Source organism: Rhodovulum visakhapatnamense, from assembly GCF_004365965.1.
GTDB lineage: Bacteria > Pseudomonadota > Alphaproteobacteria > Rhodobacterales > Rhodobacteraceae > Rhodovulum > Rhodovulum visakhapatnamense.
The window spans coordinates 78789-97102 of the sequence record NZ_SOEB01000011.1; the positions used below are offsets into that span (position 1 = coordinate 78789).

Sequence of the window (18314 nt, forward strand, 5' to 3'; positions counted from 1 at the left end):
CCCCCCTGTCCATCCGCAAGAGGTTCTAGATGCCTGCCACGATTTCCCGCGCGGACTATGCCGCGATGTTCGGCCCGACCACCGGCGACAAGCTGCGTCTGGCCGATACCGACCTGATCATCGAGGTCGAACGCGATCTGATCGCCGAGCGGGCAGGCGCGGCCGGTAACGGGCCGGTCTATGGCGAAGAGGTCAAGTTCGGCGGCGGCAAGGTCATTCGCGACGGCATGGGCCAGTCGCAGGCGACCCGCGCCGAGGGCGCGGTCGATACCGTCATCACCAATGCGCTGATCCTCGACTGGACCGGCATCTACAAGGCCGATGTGGGCCTCCGGGATGGCCGGATCGCGAAGATCGGCAAGGCCGGCAATCCCGACACCCAGCCCGGCGTCGACATCATCGTCGGCCCCGGCACCGAGGCCATCGCGGGCGAGGGCAAGATCCTGACCGCGGGCGGCTTCGACAGCCATATCCACTACATCTGTCCGCAACAGATCGAGGATGCGCTGCATTCGGGCCTGACGACCATGCTGGGCGGCGGCACCGGGCCTGCCCATGGGACGCTGGCCACCACCTGCACCCCGGGCGCCTGGCATCTGGGGCGGATGCTGCAGGCGGCCGATGCCTTCCCGATGAACCTCGCCTTCGCGGGCAAGGGCAACGCCTCGCTGCCCGCAGCACTTGAGGAACAGATCAAGGCCGGCGCCTGCGCGCTGAAGCTGCACGAGGACTGGGGCACCACGCCCGCCGCCATCGACTGTTGCCTGTCGGTCGCCGATGCGATGGACGTGCAGGTGATGATCCATACCGACACGCTGAACGAATCGGGCTTCGTCGAACACACCGTCGCCGCCATGAAGGGCCGGACTATCCACGCCTTCCATACCGAGGGCGCGGGCGGCGGCCATGCCCCCGACATCATCAAGGTTTGCGGCGAGGAATTCGTGCTGCCCTCGTCCACCAATCCGACGCGGCCCTTCACGGTCAACACGCTCGAGGAACATCTCGACATGCTGATGGTCTGCCACCATCTCGACAAATCGATCCCCGAGGATGTGGCCTTCGCCGAAAGCCGGATCCGGCGCGAGACCATCGCCGCCGAGGACATCCTGCATGACATGGGCGCCTTCTCGATCATCGCGTCCGACAGCCAGGCCATGGGCCGGGTCGGCGAGGTGATCATCCGCACCTGGCAGACCGCCCACAAGATGAAGGTCCAGCGCGGCCGCCTGGCCGAGGAACAGGGCGCGAACGACAACCTGCGGGTCCGCCGCTATGTCGCGAAATACACCATCAACCCGGCCATCGCCCACGGGATCAGCCACGAGATCGGGTCGATCGAAGAGGGCAAGCGCGCCGATCTGGTGTTGTGGAGCCCCGCCTTCTTCGGGGTGAAGCCGGAAATGGTGCTGATGGGCGGCACCATCGTCTGTGCGCAGATGGGCGACCCGAATGCCTCGATCCCGACGCCGCAGCCGGTCTATACGCGGCCGATGTGGGGCGCCTATGGCCGCTCGGTCGAACAGTCGGCCGTCACCTTCGTCTCGGAGGCGGCTCTCGCCGACGGCATTCGCAGCAAGCTGGGCCTTGCCAAACAGACCGTCGCGGTCCGCCATACCCGCGGCATCGGCAAGCGCGACCTGAAACTGAACGACGCGATGCCCAAGGTCGAGGTGAACCCCGAGACCTACGAGGTCCGCGCCGATGGCGAGCTGCTGACCTGCGCGCCCGCCGAGGTGCTGCCGATGGCGCAACGCTATTTCATGTTCTGAGGCGAGAATGATCAAAGTGCCGGTTTGCGCTGCAATGCAGCAAAATAAGGGCGCCCGGGCATTGAATGCTCTGGGGCGGGCCGTATGTAAGCCCTATTTTAAGGGGAAAGGGGGGAAACCATGCCTGTGGACACAGACGGAGGTTTCCGATGGCGACTCCATTCATGACGGTCAAGTCCGTGCCCGGCGGCATGGCGGAACGGCTGGACCTGTTCTTCGCGGGCCTCGGTCTGGGGGTGAATCCCTATGGGCTCCGGCGCGCGCGGATGCGGGAGATCCAGAACCTGAATGCCTGTTCCGACGCGCAGCTGGCCAAGCTTGGCATCACCCGGGACGAGATCCCGCGCTATGTCTTTCGCGACCTCTTCAACTAGGGGATTGCGCACCGGAGGCGGCGGCATGAGCGGGCTTCCGGTGGCGCTTGAGATCCGGCCCGGCGCAGGCGCGGGTGCGGACAGCGTGACGCTTGACTATGATGCGCGGTTCCTGCGCCGCAAGCGGCTGGTCAGCGATGGCGGGCTCGCCTTCCTGCTGGATCTGGCCCATACGACCTCGCTGGCCGAGGGCGATCTGATCGTGCTGGAAGACGGGCGCGGCATTGTCGTGAAGGCCGCGGCCGAACCCTTGCTGGAGGTCACGGGCACCGATCTGGCCCGGCTCGCCTGGCATATCGGCAACCGTCACACGCCCTGCCAGGTCGAAGAGGCGCGGCTTTTGATCCAGCGCGATCACGTGCTTCTGGACATGCTGGGCCGGATCGGCGCGACCGTGCGCGAGGTGGTCGAGCCCTTCACGCCCGAAGGCGGCGCCTATGGCCACGGCCGCACCCATGGCCATTCCCATGGCGACGCCCATGGGCATTCGCACGACCAAGGCCACGGGCACGATCATGACCACGGGCATGACCACGGGCATGACCACCACCACGCGCATGACCACGATCATGGGCATGACCACGACCACCGCGACGGGCACGATCACCCCCATCACCACGACCATGGCCACGCCCACGACCATACCCACGGGGCGGCGGACCATCTGCACGCGCATGACCCCGACCACGACCATGGGGCCGAAGGCTGCTGCGGCGGGTCGGGGCAGGGCGGCTGCGGCTGCGGCGGTCACGATCATGGCCCCCATGGGTCCGCGTCCGGACGCAGGACGGGCGGCTGCGGAGGCGGGGGCTGCTGCGGGCATGGCCACTGACGGCCAGATCCTGCGACTGGCGCAATGGCTTTCGCCCGCCTATCCGGTGGGGGCCTTCGCCTATAGCCACGGGCTGGAATCGGCGGTCGCGACCGGCGCGGTCGCGGACGGCGCCGCGCTGACGGACTGGCTGGCCGATATCCTGCGCTTCGGTGCCGGGCGGTCCGACACGATCTTCCTCAGGGCCGCCTATGAGGCGCCGCCCGAGGACCTGCCCCGGATCGACGCGCTGGCCTGCGCTTTCCAGCCTTCGGCCGAACGGCGGACCGAGACCACGGCCCAGGGCGCGGCCTTCGCCCGGGTCACCGCCGCGGTCTGGCCGGACGATCTGCCCGATTTCACCTATCCGGTGGCGCTTGGCCGCGCCGCGCGGTTGCACGATTTGCCGCTCGGGCTGACCGCGCGGATGTATCTGCAGGCGTTCGTGTCAAACCTCGTCTCGGCGGGCATCCGTCTGATCCCCATCGGCCAGACCGAGGGGCAGAGGGTCCTGACCGCGCTGCAGCCGCTCTGCGAAGAGGTGGCCGGACTGGCGCTGAGCGAAACGCTCGACGATCTTGCCGGGACGAGTTTCCTGGCCGATATCGCGTCGATGACGCATGAAACCCAGTATTCGAGGCTTTTCCGCACATGACTTCCCCGCATGGCCCCCTTCGCATCGGCATCGGCGGCCCCGTCGGCGCCGGCAAGACCACGCTGACCGCAGCGCTGGCCCGCGCCTTTTCGAAGACCCACTCGATCGCGGTTGTCACCAACGACATCTACACCCAGGAAGATGCCGAGGCGCTGATGCGGATGCAGGTGCTGCCCTCGGACCGGATCAAGGGGGTCGAGACCGGCGGCTGTCCGCATACCGCGATCCGCGAGGATGCCTCGATCAACCTCGCGGCCATTGCCGAACTGACCGCCCGCTTTCCCGATCTGGAAATCGTGTTGATCGAGTCGGGCGGCGACAATCTTTCGGCGACCTTCAGCCCCGAGCTGGCCGATGTGACGGTCTATGTGATCGACGTCGCCGCAGGCGAGGAGATCCCCCGAAAAGGCGGGCCCGCGATTACCAAGTCCGATCTGCTGGTCATCAACAAGACCGACCTCGCGCCTTATGTCGGCGCCGATCTGGGGGTGATGGATCGCGACGCCAAGCGCATGCGCGGACCGCAGCCGACCGTTTTTGCCGCGCTGAAACAGGGCGAGGGCGTCGGGGCCATCGTCCGGCTGCTGTGCGAAATCGGCGGTCTGACCGAACCGGCCTAGGCCTCGCCCTGCATCCGGAACGGCCCGGCGCGTCGGCTTGGGCCGATGCCGCAGGCGCTGCCCGCGTTTCCGTGGTCATGGCCGCCGCAGCCGCACCCGCCCTGCCGACCGGCTTGCCCGCCATGGCCGCCGCAACCGCCCTGCGCCTGCCCGCCGTGACCATGACCGCCGCAGCCGCAACCGTGACCATTCCCGTGCCCGTGCCCGTGCCCGTGCCCGTGCCCGTGCCCATGCCCGTGGCCGCCCGCATTGAAGACCGGGTTGATGACCGGGCCGCGCAGGCTGGGGATATAGCCGAGCAGGAACAGCCCCCAGCCCGCGCAGAAGGCAACGGCCGTGGCATCGAGAAGCGGCTCGTACAGCGAGGGAACCGCAGGGGCTGCGAGCCGCAGCCAGACCGCGCCCCAGATCAGCGCAAAGCCTGCCTTGTGGACCGGACCGATGCGCAGGAGCCTCCCCGCGCGCCGGGCCGCCGCCCGGGCCGCGATCGAGAAGGCAAGCCCCGACATCGCGCCCATCATCAGCGCGTGCACCGCGTCGGCCTCGCGCCAGGGCAGGGGCACCAGCGCCGCCAGCCCGGTCAGCGCCAGTCCCAAGGGCGCCCAGGCGAAGGCCAGCACCAGCATCAGCGCGGGTGCGTAGCCGAAGGCCGAGACGCTCCGCCAGTGCCGCATCCGCCAGAGCTGCGCCGCCCCCGCCGCGATCAGCAGCGCCGATCCGGCGGTCACCGCGCCGCCCAGCGTCAGTGCTATCGCGGCCAGCATCAGGACAAGCCCCGCGCGGCTGGCCATCGGATCGACCTCGGGCAGGCGGCCGCCCGTGCGCCCGACCCAGCCCGCGATGAAGGCGGGGGCCATGGTGCCTGCGATGATCGAGACCTTGATCGCGAAGAACAGCACCAGCACCCGGGTCATGGCGGCGTCGCCCGGAAAGCTCAGATACCCCAGCGCGGTTGCAAGGAAGGCCGCATCGGCCAGCCCCAGAAAGGCGATGGCGGCCGGGATGGCCCAGCGGTCCCAGCGCCTTTGCGAGACCACGGCGCGGGTATAGGCGGCCGTGAACAGCGCATAGAAGGCCAGGCCCGGCGCCAGCACCACCGCCAGCGGCAGCACCTGTCCCAGGGCGGCCGCCAGCCGCGCCAGCGCCCAGAGCCCGGCCAGCCCCATCAGCCCCCGCCCGGTCACCCGCCGCGCCCCGGTCCAGTTGGGCATCGCGGTGAGGAAATAGGCCGCCATCGCCGCGCCGCCGACGCCCACCGTCATTTCATGCGCGTGCCAGAGCGTCGTCGTCCCGAGCGCCGGGACCGGCAGCCCGATCCGGTCGCCAAACCGCCACCAGACCACCGCCAGCACCGCCCAGAGCGCCGAAAGCGCAAAGAACGGCCGGTGCGGCGACAGCCAGACATCGCGGACAAGCCGCCCTGTGGCGATCTCGGTCAGGGACGCGCCCCGGCCGCCGCGCCTGCGGGGCCGGATCTCGGGGACGGCATCGGTCATGGCAGAGTCCTCGGCTGGAATAAAGGTGAGTCTTGCGCTCAGGTTTACGCCCGACACGGCGCATGGGGCAAGAGGCCCGGATCAGGCCAAGGCTCAGGCCAAGGCTCAGGCCGGGGCGATGGCGACCGAAACATCGGCAGGCTTGGCGTAATAGGGCGAGGATGTGACCAGAACCTGCATGCCGGTCGCGGCATAGGCGGCGGCATTGGCGGCAGTGATGCCCCCGGCCGCGGCCAGACAACCGGTCCAGCCCGCCAGCGCGCGGGCGGCGGCGGCAGCCTCGTCGGGGGTGAATTTCTCTAGCTGAAGCACATCGGCCCCGGCCTCGGCGGCGGCCTCGGCCTCGGTCAGGGTCTTGACCTCGACCACCACGCGGCGCTCGGGGCAGGCGGCGCGCAGCCGGGCGATCTGGGACGCCAGCGCGTCCGGGCCGCCGAAGGCGCGGTGTTCGGGAAACAGCAGCACCGTGTCCGACAGCCCGGTGCGGTGGATCTCGGCGCCGCCCGCCACGACCGCCTTCAACGACAGCGCGCGGGTGCCGGGCACGGCCTTGCGGGTGCAGGCGATGCCGATGCCGGGGGTCACGGCGCGGGCCGCGCCGACCAGGGCAGCGGTGGCGCTGGCTATGCCCGAGGCCCATTCGGTCAGGGTCTGCGCGACCTTCCAGCCCAGAAACAGCGCTAGGGCCGGGCCGGTGGCTTCGGCAAGCAGCGTGCCTGCCGCGACCGCTGTGCCGCTTGGGGCCGCGATCTCGGCCCGGGCGCCCAGAAGGGCGAAGATCCGCGCGGCCTCTTCGCTGCCGCAGACGGTCATCGGCCCGCGTGCGCGCATCGTCAGTTTGGCCCCGGATGCGCCGAAGCCGAGGCTTCGGGTGGTCAGATCGCCATAGGGGGCGTCTTCCTTCAGAAGGCCAAGCAGGGTGGCGTCGTCGAGCGGCAGCATGGCGATGGGGTCCTTTCGTTTGGGGCGCCCGGGCGGAGCGTCGCGGCCGCGAGTGGGGAGGGGCCTGCCCGGCCGCCTTCTGCCGCGTCGGCGGGGGGCTGGGGCGTGCCCCGCTTCCGGCATGCGCGGTCCTCACCCCCGGCCCTCAGCGAAAGCGGGCGGCGCCAGCGCGGCCGATGGGGCGGGTTCGGCCAGCGCCACGGCCTTGAGCCGCGCAACCACCAGCTCGCCCGGCTTCAGCGCCAGCCGGTCCCAGGATTTCAGCGAGACCCGCGCCAGAAGGGCTGCCCCCCGCCCGTCGGGACCAAGACGCAGGCGCACGGTCATCTGGTGGCCGCCCGCAGGCTCGGCGCCCTCGATCCGGGCGGGCAGGGCGTTCAGGATGGTGGTATCGAGCGGTGCGTGGCGCCCGAGGCTGACATCGCTGGCGGGAATGCGCAGCCGCCGCCTGAGGCCGGCCGGCCCCAGATCGCCCGGCACGACGACCACGCCGCCCGGCACCCGCACCTCGGAGAGGCCGTATTTCGTATCGCGGCCCACGACCTCGCCGTCGATCACCGCGGCGGGCTGGGGCATGTGGATCAGGGGCAGCGCCGGATCGGCCAGCATCTCGGCCAGGGGCCCGGCGGCGCGGACCCGGCCCGCCTCGATCAGCACCAGCGTATCGGCCAGCCGCTCGACCTCGGCGATATCGTGGCTGACATAAAGCACCGGGATCGACAGCGCCGCATGCAGCCGTTCGAGATAGGGCAGGATCTCGTCCTTGGAAAACCGGTCGAGCGCCGAAAGCGGCTCGTCCATCAACAGCAGTTCGGGTTGCGACAGCAGCGCCCGGCCGATGGCGACGCGCTGGCGTTCGCCGCCCGACAGCATCCGGGTCGGCCGGTCGAAGAGCGGCGCGATACCCAGCAATTCGGCCACCTCGTCCTCGCCGATCCGCACCGGTCCCTTCACCCGGGACAGCCCGAAGGTCAGGTTGGCGCGAACCGAGAGATGCGGGAAAAGGCTTGCCTCCTGAAAGACATAGCCGATGGCGCGGCGATGGGTCGGGCGGAACTGTCGGCCGTCCTGCCAGGTTTCGCCATTCACGCTGAGGCGGCTGCCCGGCAGGCGCAGAAGCCCCGCGATGGCGCGCAGCACGGTGGTCTTGCCACAGCCCGAGGGGCCGAACAGCGCGGTGATGCCCTCGCCCGGGGCGGTGAACTCGGCCGCCAGCGCAAAGCCGCCCAGCTGGCCGCGAAACTCGGCCTCGATCATCGTCGGCCTCCGTTCAGGCGCCGCTCGATCAGCATCATCGCCAGGATCACGACGAAGGACATCGCCAGCATGCCGCCCGCCAGCACATGGGCCTTGGGCCATTGCAGCGTCTCGACATAGTCGAAGATCGTCACCGACAGCACCTTGGTCCGGCCCGGAATGCCGCCGCCGATCATCAGCACCACGCCGAATTCGCCGACAGTATGGGCAAAGCCCAGGATCGCGCCGGTCATGATGCCGGGGCTTGCCAGCGGCAGGGCGACGCTGACGAAAGCGTCGAGGGGGGCGGCCCGCAGCGTCGCCGCGGCCTCCATCGGGCGCGGGCCCATCGCCTCGAAGGCGTTGCGGATCGGGTTCACGACGAAGGGCAGGGAATAGATGACCGAGCCCAGAACGAGCCCGGTGAAGGTGAAGGACAGCTGCCGCCCCAGCAGCGCGGTCAGCGGGCTGTGCGGCCCCATCGCGATCAGCAGATAAAAGCCCAGTACGGTCGGCGGCAGCACGATCGGCAGCGCGACCACGGTGGCGACGATCTCTTTCCAGACCCCGCCGCCCCGCGCCAGCCACCAGGCCAGCGGCGTCCCCACCAGCAGCAGCACGACCGTGGTGATGCCCGCGAGCCGAAGCGTCAGCAGGATCGTCTCGATCATCGCCGCGTCGAAGAGGGGGGACGCCGTCATCGCCTAGTCCTCGGTGCCGTAGCCGTATTTCCCGATGATGGCGAGCGCCTCGGGGCTTTTCAGGAACTCGACATAGGCCTTGGCGGCCTCGCTGTCGGCGCCCTTCGTCAGCAAGACTGCATCCTGCCGGATCGGGGTGTAAAGGTCCTGCGGCACCAGCCAGCGCGACCCGGTGTCATCCGCGATCACCTGCGACAGCGCGACGAAGCCCACCGGCGCGTTGCCGGTCGCGACGAACTGATGGGTCTGGCTGATGCTCTTGCCCTGCACGATCCTGGGCTCCAGCGTCCCGTAAAGCCCCAGCGCCTTCATCGTCTCGACCGCCGCCGCGCCATAGGGGGCGGTTTCGGGATTGGCGATGGCGACATGGGTCAGGTCGGGGTCTTTCAGCGCAGCCGGGCTGTCGTCGATGGCCTCGGGATCGGTGCTGAACAGGACGAGCTTGCCGACCGCATAGGTAAAGCGGCTGCCGGGCACGGCCAGTCCTTCGGCCTCGGCCTTTTCGGGGCGGGCCTGGTCGGCGGCGAGGAACACCTCGAAGGGCGCGTCCTGGGTGATCTGGGTGTAAAGCTGGCCGGTCGAGCCGAAGCTGTAGGTCACGTGATGGCCGGTCGCCGCCTCGAAGGCCGCGCCGATTTCGGTCGCGGCATCGGTGAAGTTGGCGGCAACGGCGGCAATGGTGTCGGCGGCGCGGGCCGGGGCGCTCAGGGCAAGGGCTGCCAGAAACGCCGCAGAGCCCGCGCGCAGGGCGGTCAGACGGAAGGTCATGATGGGTCCTTTCATGGAAGAAGACGGGGCCGGGTGTCGGGCAGGGGGACGGGACGGGTCACGGCATGGCGACGATCACGTGACTGGCCTTGAACAGCGCGGTCGCGGTGCTGCCGACGGCGAGGTCGAGCGCATCGGCGCTGGTGCGGGTGATGATGGCGGTGATGGTCTTGCCCTCGCCCAGATCGAGCGTGACCTCGCTGTTCACGGGGCCGTCCTCGCGCGCCGAGACGGTGCCGGTCAGCCGGTTGCAGGCCGAGATGTTCGCGGGCGCCTCGCCCGCGGCCAGCATCACGAAGGTCGCCTTGATCAGGGCGAAGACCTCGGAGCCCTCGGCCAGCCCCATGTCGGCGGCGCTGCGTTCGGTGATGACGGCGGTCAGGGTGTGGCCGTCGGTCAGCGCCATGTCGACCTCGGTGCTGACGGCGCCGGGCGTGATCCGGGTCACGGTGCAGCGGAACGTGTTGCGGGTACTCGTTTGCATCATCAGGCTCCAAAGTGTGTTCACCGCGCCGCCCGGCGAGGTCTTCAATCCTGTGTCGATGGCGGCCAGCGCCTTGCCGAGCGAGGCCTCCAGCATGGAAAAACAGGCGATCAGGGCATGGCCCGCGCGAGTGACGCGCGCGCCGCCGCCGGTCCGCCCGCCCGGCGCGGCCTCGACCAGGGGCCGGGCGAAGAGGTTGTTCATCGAGCCGACCGCGTCCCAGGCCGCCTTGTAGGACAGCCCCATCTCGCGCGCGGCGCCCGCGATCGAGCCATTGGCGTCGATGGCCCGCAGAAGCCGGATGCGGTCGCCGCCGATCCGGGGGTCGCCCTCGCGCTGCAGCGTCAGGGCCGCTTTCAGGGATGGGTCCGACATCTGCCGGGCTCCTGTCGTCGCTGTGTTTCGCTATGTATAAAGACGACATAACGGTGACGGTCGGAGCCTCGCAAGGCTGAACATTAACAAGTCAGACTTTATAGCGGATTTGCGGGGGCGGGGGCCGGAATGGCGCGATCTGTCGCAGCGAGGCGGTTGGAATGCCGTCCAATTTCTGGGCGATGGCAGCAGTGGCGCCCAAAAGGGCAGCAAGGCGACGGGCGGCGGAGCGAGTCGCAGGCGCATCGCCCGCCCTCCGCAGGGCGATGCCGCGCCGGCCCCGGGACCGAAGGCCGGACCGGGCGGGACCGGGATCAGAGAAACAGGAAGTCGTCGATCCCGACGAGATCGCTGTCGATGCCGATCAGCTCGAGCTGGTTGCCGCCCGCGATCCGCTCCACCGCATCGCCCGCCACATCCAGTACCGGCACAGCGGTGGCGCTCAGGCCCTCGCCCAGCACCACCAGGTCGATCCCCGGCTCGAAACCGTGGATCCGGTCATAGCCGGTGGTGCCGTCCAGCGCGAACCGGTCCGCCCCGGCGCCGCCCCAGTTCTGGTCGTTGCCCTGGCTGTCGTGGAAGGTGTCGTCGCGCGCGGCCCCAAAGCCTGTCATCGCCGAAGGCGTCGTCGATCTGGTCGTTGCCCGCACCCGCGTCGAGCCTGTCATGGCCCGCGCCGCCCCGGAGGATGTCGTGCCCGCCATGCCCCTGCAGGCGGTCGTCGCCGTCAAGCCCGTTCAGGCAGTCGTCTCCGGCCCCGCCGGTCAGAAAAGGTCCGCCCCCGCCGTGCCGTCGCTGAAGACCGGCAGTGCCGGGCTGCAGCCCAGCGGCCCGCTCACCGCTCCGGCCCAGTCGGCGAGTACGGGGATCGCGGCCGAGGTCCTGGCCATCACCGGCCGGTTCCCCTGGCGGTCCCCGGTGAGCGTCAGCCACAGTGTATCTTCCGAGATCTGCGGCACCAGAGCCTGCCGCAGCCCGGTTTCGTAGAGCCGCGCCTCGGGGCTTTCGTCGACCCCGGGCGTGTCGGGCATGCCGTAGCCTGTGCGCCGGTCGGGGGCCAGCCCGGCGGTCAGGCTTTCGGCCCCGACATGGGCGAAGCCGCCCGCGATACCGCCCGTATCCAGCACCGCCGGGACCGGCCCCTCCGTGCCAGGATCGCCCGCCATGAGGAAGATCACGATCCGGTCCTCGGCCTCGAAGACATGCTTTGCACCGTCTCGGCCTCGGCCGCCTCGTCGGCGGGGGCCGAGACCCGCCGGGTGCCGGTCAGGCTTTCGCTCATCATCCGCATCATGGCGGCGGCGATGAAAGTTTCGAACCGGTCCGTCAGATGCCCGGCATGGCCCATGTCGATCCCGCAGACCGCGCCCCGTTCACGCCCGAGTTCGGCGCGGCTGGCCAGCGTCTCCAGCATCAGCCGGGCCCGGGCCAGCCCGTAGTCGCGCGCGGCAAGCCCCGCGTCGAGCGCCACCGCCTGCCCGTCGGGGCCGGTGACGATGCCGCTTTGCCAGAAGGTTTCGAAGGCCACGTCGCCGCGCGCGTCGAGGCCGATGGAGCCGGGGTCGATTTCCAGCCCGAAAAGCGGCGCCTGGGCCGCGACAAACCGATCGAGCGCCTCGCTTCGGGTCAGGCTGTCGACGGTCCAGGCCGACAGGACCAGCGTCGGCGCGGAGCCGCCTGCCGCCTCGACCGCATCGGCCCAGGCGGCCAACGCCCCGGCCGCCGCGTCGGCGCGCTGATCGGCCCGGCACAGGCGGGGGCAAAGCGGTGGATCGCCAGCTCGTCGATCTGAGCCACCGCAAGCGGGCTCATCCGGCCCCTGATCGCGGCATCCTCGGCGGTCGTCCGGCCCGCCTGAACCGCGACCGACACGTCGACGAGCCCGGGATTGACGGCCGCATCGAAGACCGGGCGCGAGATTTCTTCGGCGGCGGCATTGGCGAGCCGACCTGAAAGCGCGGGGGCGTCGGCAAGGCTGTCCCGGGCGCAATATCCGTTGCCGAGTTCCTGGGTGAATTCCCGCGGCAACGGGCCGAACGCGCCGTCCAGAAGCCGCGCCATGAACCCGGCCGCCGCCGCGCGAAGACCCGCTTCGTCCCCGGCACAGGCCGCAAGCGGCAGGATCATCGAAAAGCTGGCATCGGCGGCGCGGGCAAGGGCCAGCACCTCGGTCAGCCCGGCGCGGCTCGCGGTCGGGGCCACGAAGTCTTCGACGTCGAGGCCATAGCGGTCGGCGCGGGTCGCGGCCATGGGGCCGCCGGGCCAGCGGATCGCCTGCAGTCCCATGGCCTGATAGGCCGCGTCGAACCGCGCGAGATTTTAGCAGGACAGATAAAGCCCGCCGAAGACATCGCGGTCGAGCGCACCGGACAGAAAGCCGGTGCCGGTCTGCAGCGACAGGGGGACGGTGCCGTCGGGCATCGGGCGGACCTCCGGGCAGTCTTTCCCGGTCTGGCTGTGCCGGATCGGGTGGAGCCTGCGAACCTTGGAAATGTGTCGTTTCCGGTCTTGCAACAATTCCGGGGCCGGATCGCAAGGCCGGTCTTGCGGCGGCGCGCGGGCGGGCTAGACTCGGCGCATGAGTACGCCTTCCGCTCTCTGGACCGCCCGGTCTGGCCGCGACCGCGATGACGGGCCGGTGCCGGTCGTCATCGGCTGCGAAGCGGTGGTGCCTGTTGGCACGGTTCTGCTGGTGCATGGCCGCAATGGTGCGCCGGACCAGCCGCAGATCGCCGAGATCGCCGAGGCCTATCTGGCGCGCGGCTGGCGCGTCGTGGCGCCGGAACTGCCCAATTCCATCGCGCTGCCCGCTTCGGGGCCTGCCGACCGGCTGACCATGGACGGGCTGCGCCGTGCCGCCGCCGAGGTCATGGTCTGGACCCGCGCGCGCTGGCCGGACGTGCCGCTGGCACTGGCGGGCCACAGTCTGGGCGGCTTCGCCATCGGCCATCTGGCCGCCGATCTGGGCGATCCGCATCATGTGCTGGGCGTCTCGCCGGTGCTGTCGGGGGCGCGGCTGCTGGCCGCGCGCGTGGCGATGGGGCCGCCTGCCGTCGCCGCGCTGGAGCGCGAGGTGCCGCTGATGCGCGCGGGCATGGAAGCCGAGGATGCCGCGCCCGCGCTGGCCCGGGTCGCGGCACCGCTGGGCGTGATCACCGGGGCCGAGGATGGCATCGTGCCGCTGACCGATGCGCGCGCCTATTTCAACACGGCGCCGAACGGGCGGTTCTTCGGGGCGCTGCCGGGGCAGAACCATTGCCCGGCCGGGCCCGACGTGGCCGCGATGCTGGGCGTCGCGCTGGCCGCGCTGGGCGCGTGAGCGCGGGGCCGGACCCGGGCTGGGTCGCGGCCCGGCGCGGGGCGGCCGCGCGGGCGCTGCGCCGGGCGGTTTCCGCCACGGGGCTTTCGCGCCACCGCGCGGGCTTCGGCTGGACGGTGGTGCCCGCGCCGGGGTCGATCCTGGCCTCGGCACGGGTGGCCTCATGGGACCCCGAGCCCGACTATTTCCACCACTGGACCCGCGATGCGGCCATTGCGCTTGCCGCCATTCCCGAGGCGATGGCGGCCGAGCCCGGGGCGGCGGGGTTCTGGCGGCAGGCGGTGGCCGATCATGTCCGCTTTTCGCTGGCGATCTCGGACCCCGACCGGCGCGGGCCGCCGGTCAACCCTTTGAAAGACAGCGCGACCGGGGCCTTCCGGCCCTATCTGCGCCCCGATGCCGAGCTGGCCGCCCTGACCGGCCCCGCCTGGCTGGCCGAGCCGCGCTGTGCCGCCGATGGCGGCCCCGATCTCGAACGCTGGGGGCGGCCGCAATATGACGGCCCCGCGCTCAGGGCCGCGGCGCTGATGCGGCTGGGCGCGGCGATGCCCGAGGCGCGCGGCGAAAAGGCCGACCGGCTGATCGCGCGCGATCTCGACTTCACCCTTTCGGTGGCGGGGCAGCCCTGCCTCGGCCCCTGGGAGGAAGAGCCCGCCCGGCGCAGCGGCTTCACGCTGATCGCGCAATGGGATGCGCTGGAGCTGGGGGCACGGCGTCTCGGGCGGGCGGATCTGGCCGGGGCGGCCGAGACGGTCGCCGATTTGATCGCCGAAGCCGCCGATCCGGTCACGGGCGGCTGGCGCGAAAGCCTTGAGGCGACGCCGGGGGGGCTCGACAGTGCAACGGTGCTGGCGCTGGTTCAGGCCGGCCGCAGCGATGGCCCCTTTGCCCTGACCGCGCCCCGGACCCGGGCGACGATGGCGGCGCTCGAGACGCTGTTTGCCGGGCTCTATCCCCTGAACCAAGGCCGCGCGGCCCCCGCGCTGGGGCGCTGGGCGGGGGATGTCTTCTGCGGCGGCAACCCGTGGTTCCCGGTCACGCTGGGCTTTGCCGAGGCACATTACCGGATCGCGGCGGCGACCGGCGAAGCGGCCGAATTCGACCGGGCCGAGGCGCTGATGGCGGTGGTCGAAGACCTCGCGCCAGAGGGCGACGACCTGCCCGAACAGGCCGACCGCGAGACCGGCGCGCCAACCTCGTGCCTCGGGCTCACCTGGTCGGCGGCGGCCTTCCTGATGGCGGCGGCCGCGCGCGATCAGGCGCTGGCGGCCAGATAGGGCGCGGAAAAGCCCAGCCGCAACAGGCCCCGCCGGATCTCGGGGCGGCCCGAGACCAGCCGCCAGATCAGCCCCGAGCGGTGGTTTTCCAGCCCCACCACGATCGGCCCCTGATCGATGGCCAGACGGCTTTCCGCCACCCAGTCGCCGCCGGGGCAGAAGGCATCGACAAAGCCCGCCTCGCCCCAGATCCGGTCGCCCAGATCGTCATGCAGATGGCGCAGAACCGGCATCGCCTCGGCGGGCGCATAGGGGAAGGACGAGAGCGCCGCCGTGGGGGTGATGACGCCGGTGTCGTGGGTCGGCGAATGGGCGGCATAGCCCTTGGGGTCGTCGCTGGCCGTGAGGCCCCAGCACGCGGCGCCATAGCCCGCATGGCCCCTGGGATTCGCCAGGCAATGGGCGCGGTTGACCAGCGCATGGGCGCGGGCCTGGGCGCCGTAATCGGCATAGGCGTCGGTCAGCCCGCGCGGGTCGATCCCGAGGAAGGGATATTGCGAGAGGAACAGCGGCCCGCCCCAGTCGGGACCCAGCGGCAGCACCGTGCCGTCATAGCTGCGGCCGTTGAGAAAGGTGGGCGTCCGGACCCAGCTTTGGTGATAGCTTTCGGGCGGGATCGGATGGGTGTCGGACCCGGCGCCCAGGACGAAGACCGGCATCGCCTCGTTCCAGCCCCGGATCGGCAGGGCGTTCGGGGCAAAGGGCCGGTCGGGATGGCGGTGCCACATCACCGCGCCATCCTCGCGCAGATGCGCGGCCCAGTTCACCGCGTCGAAAAGCGCCTCGATCCGGGCGCCGATCCCGGGGGCCTCGGTGAAGAAGGCGGCCGCGCCCAGCAGGCCGGTCATCAGGAAGGCGGTCTCGACCAGATCGCCGCCATCGTCGCCCGCCATGAAGGGCAGGACGCGGCCGGTGCCGCCATGCAGGAAATGCGGGAACACGCCGTCGAAGCGGTCGGCGGTTTCCAGAAAGCCCACCAGCCGTTCGACCCGGTCGAGGATTTCGCGCCGGGGGCGCCAGCCGCGCTCGGCCGCGACGATCTGGGCCAGAAGCCCGAAGCCGGTGCCGCCGGTGCAGACCGTGTCTTCGATGTCATAGCCGAACGCGCCCGCGCTGCGTTCGCGCGCCATGCCGCTGACCGGATGGCTCCAGTCGAGGAAATACCCCGCCGTCGCCTGCGCGATGCGGTCGCGCAGCGCGGCATCGTCCAGGCCCCGGATCACGCCCGCCATGTCAGCTCCACCGGGCGGGTGTCGCGGCTGTTCGGTCCGACATGCAGGACGATCCGGCCGGGGTCGCGGACCCAGCGCGCGGTTTCGAGCGAGGGCGCCAGCGGATAGCGCGCCAGGTCCGCCCCGATCTCGAAGACGACCTCGCGGGTGGCGCCCGGCGCCAGATCGACATGGCGGAACGCCACCAGATGGCGGGCGGGCCGGGTGATCCGCGCCTCGGGGTCGGACAGGTAGACCTGAACCGTTTCGGTCGCGGGGCGGGGGCCGGTATTGGTCAGGGTCACGCTGAGGCGCACCCGGTCTTCCGGCCCGGCCTCGGCCGCCGACAGGCGCGGGGGGGCGTAGTCGACCTCGGTATAGGACAGACCGAAGCCGAACGGGTAGGGCTGGCGGTCGCCCGGCAGATCCAGCCAGCCGGTGCGGAACTTGACGAAGCGGCCGGTCCAGGGGCGGCCGGTCGGGTCCTCGGCATGGCTGACCGGGGTCTGGCCGGGGGCGGCGGGCAGGGTGACGGGCAGCCGCCCCGAGGGTTCGGCGCGGCCGAAGATCAGATCGGCGACCCCCTCGGGCCCGGCGATGCCGCCATGCCAGGCGTAAAGCAGCGCGCCGCAACGCCCGTCCACGCCACCCAGCGCCAGCGCCCGGCCCGCGAAGACCGCGACGACCAGCGGCGTGCCGGTCGCGGCGAGCGCGTCCAGCAGACGGCGCTGCGGCGCGGGCAGGTCGGGGCAAAGCCGCGACGAGGATTCGCCCGCATGTTCCTTGGCCTCGCCCAGGGCGACGACGACGACATCGGCCGTCTGCGCGACCGCGACCGCCTCGGCCAGCATCTCGGCCTCGGGGCGGGGGTCGCGGGTCACGGTGACGCCATGGACGTTCAGCCGGTCGACCAGCCAGTCCTCCTCGATCAGATTGCAGCCCGGGGCATGGGCGGGCGGGCGTCCGGCGATGGCGGTCATGGCCTCGAACAGCGGCGTCACGTCGGCGGCCCGCCCCGACACCGACCAGGTGCCCAGCATGTTCGCCCGGTCCCGCGCCAGCGGCCCGATCAGCGCGACCCGCGCGGCCGGATCGTGCGGCAGGAGCCCGTCATTCTTCAGGAGTACCGCCGAGCGGGCGGCGGCCTTGCGGGCCAGCGCCCGGCCCTCGGCCCGGTCGGGGGCGGGCGGGCTGCCGGTCAGCCCGCGCCAGGGATCGTCAAGCAGCCCCAGCCGCGCCTTGAAGCCCAGCACCCGGGCACAGGCGCGGTCGATCAGGGCGCGCACCCGCTCGGCCGGGACGGACAGCCCGGCCTCGGGCGCGTCGAGCCCGGCCTCGGCCAGGGCGGGCAGATGGGCCAGGTAATCCTCGCCCACCATGTCCATGTCGATGCCCGCCGCCAGCGCGCGCAGCACGACGGTTGCCGGGCTGCCCAGCCCGTGGGCGGTCAGCTCGCGGATGCCGGTATAGTCCGACACGACAAGCCCGTCGAAACCGGTCGTGCCGCGCAGCCAGCCCTCGATCAATGGCTCATGGGCATGCATCGGCAGCTTGTTGACGGCGTTGAAGGCGGCCATGACCGAGGCCGCGCCCGCCGCCACACCTTGGGCGAAGGGCGGCAGGTAGGTCTCCAGCAGGTCCTCCCAGGCCAGCGAGGCATTGTCGTAGTCGCGCCCCGAAAGCGGCGCCCCATAGGCCACGAAATGCTTGAGGCAGGCCGCGACCCGGCCGGGCGATGCGGGGTCGTCGCCCTGCAGGCCGCGGGTCATGGCGGCGGCGATGGCGCCCGCCAGATGCGGGTCCTCGCCCGGGCTTTCGGCCATCCGGCCCCAGCGCGCGTCGCGGGACACGTCGATCATCGGGGCATAGACCTGATGCAGCCCCTCGGCCGAGGCCTCGGCGGCGGCGAAACCGGCGGTCGCCTCGATCAGCGCCATGTCCCAGCTTGCGGCCAGCGCGATCGGCAGCGGAAAGACGGTGCGGTGGCCGTGGATCACGTCTTCGGCGAAGAACAGCGGGATCTTCAGGCGCGAGCCCGCCAGCGCGCGGTCCTGCAGGTCCCGCGCCGAGGCCAGCGACTTGGTGCCGAAGATCGCGCCGACCTGTCCCGCGTCAAGCCGTTTGGCCAGCGGCGTCGCGGTGGCGGCTCCGGTCACCAGACCCTCGCCCGCGGCCAGAAGGTTCAGCTGGCCGATCTTTTCCGCCAGCGTCATCTGCGCCATCAGCCGGTCGACGGTCTCGCCCCCGCGTCTGCGGTCCATGCGGGTCCCTCC

Annotated in this window: 19 protein-coding genes and 1 pseudogene; 7 read left to right on the forward strand and 13 right to left on the reverse strand. The window is 71.0% G+C overall.

From position 1 onward, the window contains the following. Positions 1-29: 29 nt before the first annotated feature. The 5 genes and pseudogenes from ureC (at position 30) to ureG (ending at position 4232) form a co-directional block, all read left to right on the forward strand. On the forward strand, positions 30-1772 hold the full coding sequence (gene ureC / locus EV657_RS11510) for an urease subunit alpha (RefSeq protein WP_134077953.1): 1743 nt from the start codon (positions 30-32) through the stop codon (positions 1770-1772). Positions 1773-1921: 149 nt separating this feature from the next. After that, positions 1922-2146: a hypothetical protein gene (locus EV657_RS11515; RefSeq protein WP_220086802.1), complete on the forward strand. Its 225-nt coding sequence runs from the start codon at positions 1922-1924 to the stop codon at positions 2144-2146. A 25-nt stretch (positions 2147-2171) separates the two neighbouring features. Then, positions 2172-2669: pseudogene (locus EV657_RS22185) on the forward strand (urease accessory protein UreE); the annotation flags it as partial. A 298-nt stretch (positions 2670-2967) separates the two neighbouring features. After that, positions 2968-3612 (forward strand): urease accessory protein UreF, encoded by a 645-nt coding sequence (locus EV657_RS11525; protein WP_134077954.1) that lies wholly within the window; start codon positions 2968-2970, stop codon positions 3610-3612. Beyond that, positions 3609-4232, forward strand: a complete 624-nt coding sequence (gene ureG, locus EV657_RS11530) for an urease accessory protein UreG (protein WP_075785550.1) — start codon at positions 3609-3611, stop codon at positions 4230-4232. Before EV657_RS11525 ends, ureG begins: the two co-directional genes overlap by 4 nt. Here the strand turns inward: ureG and EV657_RS11535 are convergent. From EV657_RS11535 to EV657_RS11580, 11 genes are all read right to left on the reverse strand, one after another. After that, the gene (locus EV657_RS11535) at positions 4229-5728 is read right to left on the reverse strand and encodes an NnrS family protein (RefSeq protein ID WP_134077955.1); all 1500 of its coding nucleotides are present in this window, start codon (positions 5726-5728) and stop codon (positions 4229-4231) included. The genes ureG and EV657_RS11535 overlap by 4 nt on opposite strands. Before the next feature lie 105 nt (positions 5729-5833). After that, positions 5834-6670: a ModD protein gene (gene modD / locus EV657_RS11540; protein ID WP_134077956.1), complete on the reverse strand. Its 837-nt coding sequence runs from the start codon at positions 6668-6670 to the stop codon at positions 5834-5836. 132 nt (positions 6671-6802) lie between these two features. Then, entirely contained in the window at positions 6803-7927 is a 1125-nt protein-coding gene (gene modC / locus EV657_RS11545; RefSeq protein WP_134077957.1) for a molybdenum ABC transporter ATP-binding protein, read from the reverse strand. Further along, a complete protein-coding gene (modB, locus tag EV657_RS11550) occupies positions 7924-8607 on the reverse strand; it encodes a molybdate ABC transporter permease subunit (RefSeq protein ID WP_113670522.1) in 684 nt (227 codons plus the stop codon). Before modB ends, modC begins: the two co-directional genes overlap by 4 nt. Before the next feature lie 3 nt (positions 8608-8610). Then, positions 8611-9375 carry a molybdate ABC transporter substrate-binding protein gene (modA, locus tag EV657_RS11555; protein WP_113670523.1) on the reverse strand — a complete coding sequence of 255 codons (765 nt, stop codon included), beginning with the start codon at positions 9373-9375 and terminating at the stop codon, positions 8611-8613. Between the two features lie 58 nt (positions 9376-9433). Then, entirely contained in the window at positions 9434-10234 is an 801-nt protein-coding gene (locus EV657_RS11560; RefSeq protein WP_134077958.1) for a TOBE domain-containing protein, read from the reverse strand. 314 nt (positions 10235-10548) lie between these two features. After that, positions 10549-10848: a calcium-binding protein gene (locus EV657_RS11565; RefSeq protein WP_134077959.1), complete on the reverse strand. Its 300-nt coding sequence runs from the start codon at positions 10846-10848 to the stop codon at positions 10549-10551. Further along, the gene (locus EV657_RS22725) at positions 10733-11086 is read right to left on the reverse strand and encodes a hypothetical protein (protein WP_243837567.1); all 354 of its coding nucleotides are present in this window, start codon (positions 11084-11086) and stop codon (positions 10733-10735) included. Before EV657_RS22725 ends, EV657_RS11565 begins: the two co-directional genes overlap by 116 nt. After that, complete coding sequence (locus tag EV657_RS22190; protein WP_134077960.1) at positions 10999-11412, reverse strand: hypothetical protein; 414 nt, start codon at positions 11410-11412, stop codon at positions 10999-11001. The genes EV657_RS22725 and EV657_RS22190 overlap by 88 nt, the downstream gene beginning before the upstream one ends. Next, a complete protein-coding gene (locus EV657_RS11575; RefSeq protein WP_134077961.1) occupies positions 11409-11945 on the reverse strand; it encodes a hypothetical protein in 537 nt (178 codons plus the stop codon). Before EV657_RS11575 ends, EV657_RS22190 begins: the two co-directional genes overlap by 4 nt. Further along, entirely contained in the window at positions 11861-12520 is a 660-nt protein-coding gene (locus EV657_RS11580; RefSeq protein ID WP_134077962.1) for a hypothetical protein, read from the reverse strand. Before EV657_RS11580 ends, EV657_RS11575 begins: the two co-directional genes overlap by 85 nt. Positions 12521-12812: 292 nt before the next feature. On the opposite strand from EV657_RS11580, the gene EV657_RS11585 reads away from it, so the two are divergent. Continuing rightward, on the forward strand, positions 12813-13553 hold the full coding sequence (locus EV657_RS11585; RefSeq protein ID WP_134077963.1) for an alpha/beta hydrolase: 741 nt from the start codon (positions 12813-12815) through the stop codon (positions 13551-13553). Further along, entirely contained in the window at positions 13550-14830 is a 1281-nt protein-coding gene (locus EV657_RS11590; protein ID WP_134077964.1) for a glycoside hydrolase family 15 protein, read from the forward strand. Before EV657_RS11585 ends, EV657_RS11590 begins: the two co-directional genes overlap by 4 nt. Here EV657_RS11590 and EV657_RS11595 read toward each other — a convergent pair. Together EV657_RS11595 and EV657_RS11600 are read right to left on the reverse strand one after the other, a co-directional pair. Continuing rightward, positions 14809-16062 (reverse strand): glucoamylase family protein, encoded by a 1254-nt coding sequence (locus tag EV657_RS11595; protein ID WP_134077965.1) that lies wholly within the window; start codon positions 16060-16062, stop codon positions 14809-14811. The genes EV657_RS11590 and EV657_RS11595 overlap by 22 nt on opposite strands. Further along, the gene (locus EV657_RS11600) at positions 16050-18302 is read right to left on the reverse strand and encodes a glycoside hydrolase family 3 N-terminal domain-containing protein (protein WP_134077966.1); all 2253 of its coding nucleotides are present in this window, start codon (positions 18300-18302) and stop codon (positions 16050-16052) included. The genes EV657_RS11595 and EV657_RS11600 overlap by 13 nt, the downstream gene beginning before the upstream one ends. Positions 18303-18314 lie beyond the last annotated feature (12 nt).

Excerpts from the sequence above, each read along its gene's own strand:
- EV657_RS11595 (WP_134077965.1), bottom strand. The coding sequence starts at position 16,062 with ATGGCGGGCGTGATCCGGGGCCTGGACGATGCCGCGCTGCGCGACCGC.
- ureG (WP_075785550.1), top strand. The coding sequence starts at position 3,609 with ATGACTTCCCCGCATGGCCCCCTTCGCATCGGCATCGGCGGCCCCGTC.
- EV657_RS11515 (WP_220086802.1), top strand. The coding sequence starts at position 1,922 with ATGGCGACTCCATTCATGACGGTCAAGTCCGTGCCCGGCGGCATGGCG.
- EV657_RS11565 (WP_134077959.1), bottom strand. The coding sequence starts at position 10,848 with ATGACAGGCTTTGGGGCCGCGCGCGACGACACCTTCCACGACAGCCAG.
- modC (WP_134077957.1), bottom strand. The coding sequence starts at position 7,927 with ATGATCGAGGCCGAGTTTCGCGGCCAGCTGGGCGGCTTTGCGCTGGCG.
- EV657_RS11600 (WP_134077966.1), bottom strand. The coding sequence starts at position 18,302 with ATGGACCGCAGACGCGGGGGCGAGACCGTCGACCGGCTGATGGCGCAG.
- EV657_RS11535 (WP_134077955.1), bottom strand. The coding sequence starts at position 5,728 with ATGACCGATGCCGTCCCCGAGATCCGGCCCCGCAGGCGCGGCGGCCGG.
- modA (WP_113670523.1), bottom strand. The coding sequence starts at position 9,375 with ATGACCTTCCGTCTGACCGCCCTGCGCGCGGGCTCTGCGGCGTTTCTG.
- EV657_RS11580 (WP_134077962.1), bottom strand. The coding sequence starts at position 12,520 with ATGGGACTGCAGGCGATCCGCTGGCCCGGCGGCCCCATGGCCGCGACC.
- ureC (WP_134077953.1), top strand. The coding sequence starts at position 30 with ATGCCTGCCACGATTTCCCGCGCGGACTATGCCGCGATGTTCGGCCCG.
- EV657_RS11525 (WP_134077954.1), top strand. The coding sequence starts at position 2,968 with ATGGCCACTGACGGCCAGATCCTGCGACTGGCGCAATGGCTTTCGCCC.
- EV657_RS11560 (WP_134077958.1), bottom strand. The coding sequence starts at position 10,234 with ATGTCGGACCCATCCCTGAAAGCGGCCCTGACGCTGCAGCGCGAGGGC.
- EV657_RS11585 (WP_134077963.1), top strand. The coding sequence starts at position 12,813 with ATGAGTACGCCTTCCGCTCTCTGGACCGCCCGGTCTGGCCGCGACCGC.
- modB (WP_113670522.1), bottom strand. The coding sequence starts at position 8,607 with ATGACGGCGTCCCCCCTCTTCGACGCGGCGATGATCGAGACGATCCTG.
- modD (WP_134077956.1), bottom strand. The coding sequence starts at position 6,670 with ATGCTGCCGCTCGACGACGCCACCCTGCTTGGCCTTCTGAAGGAAGAC.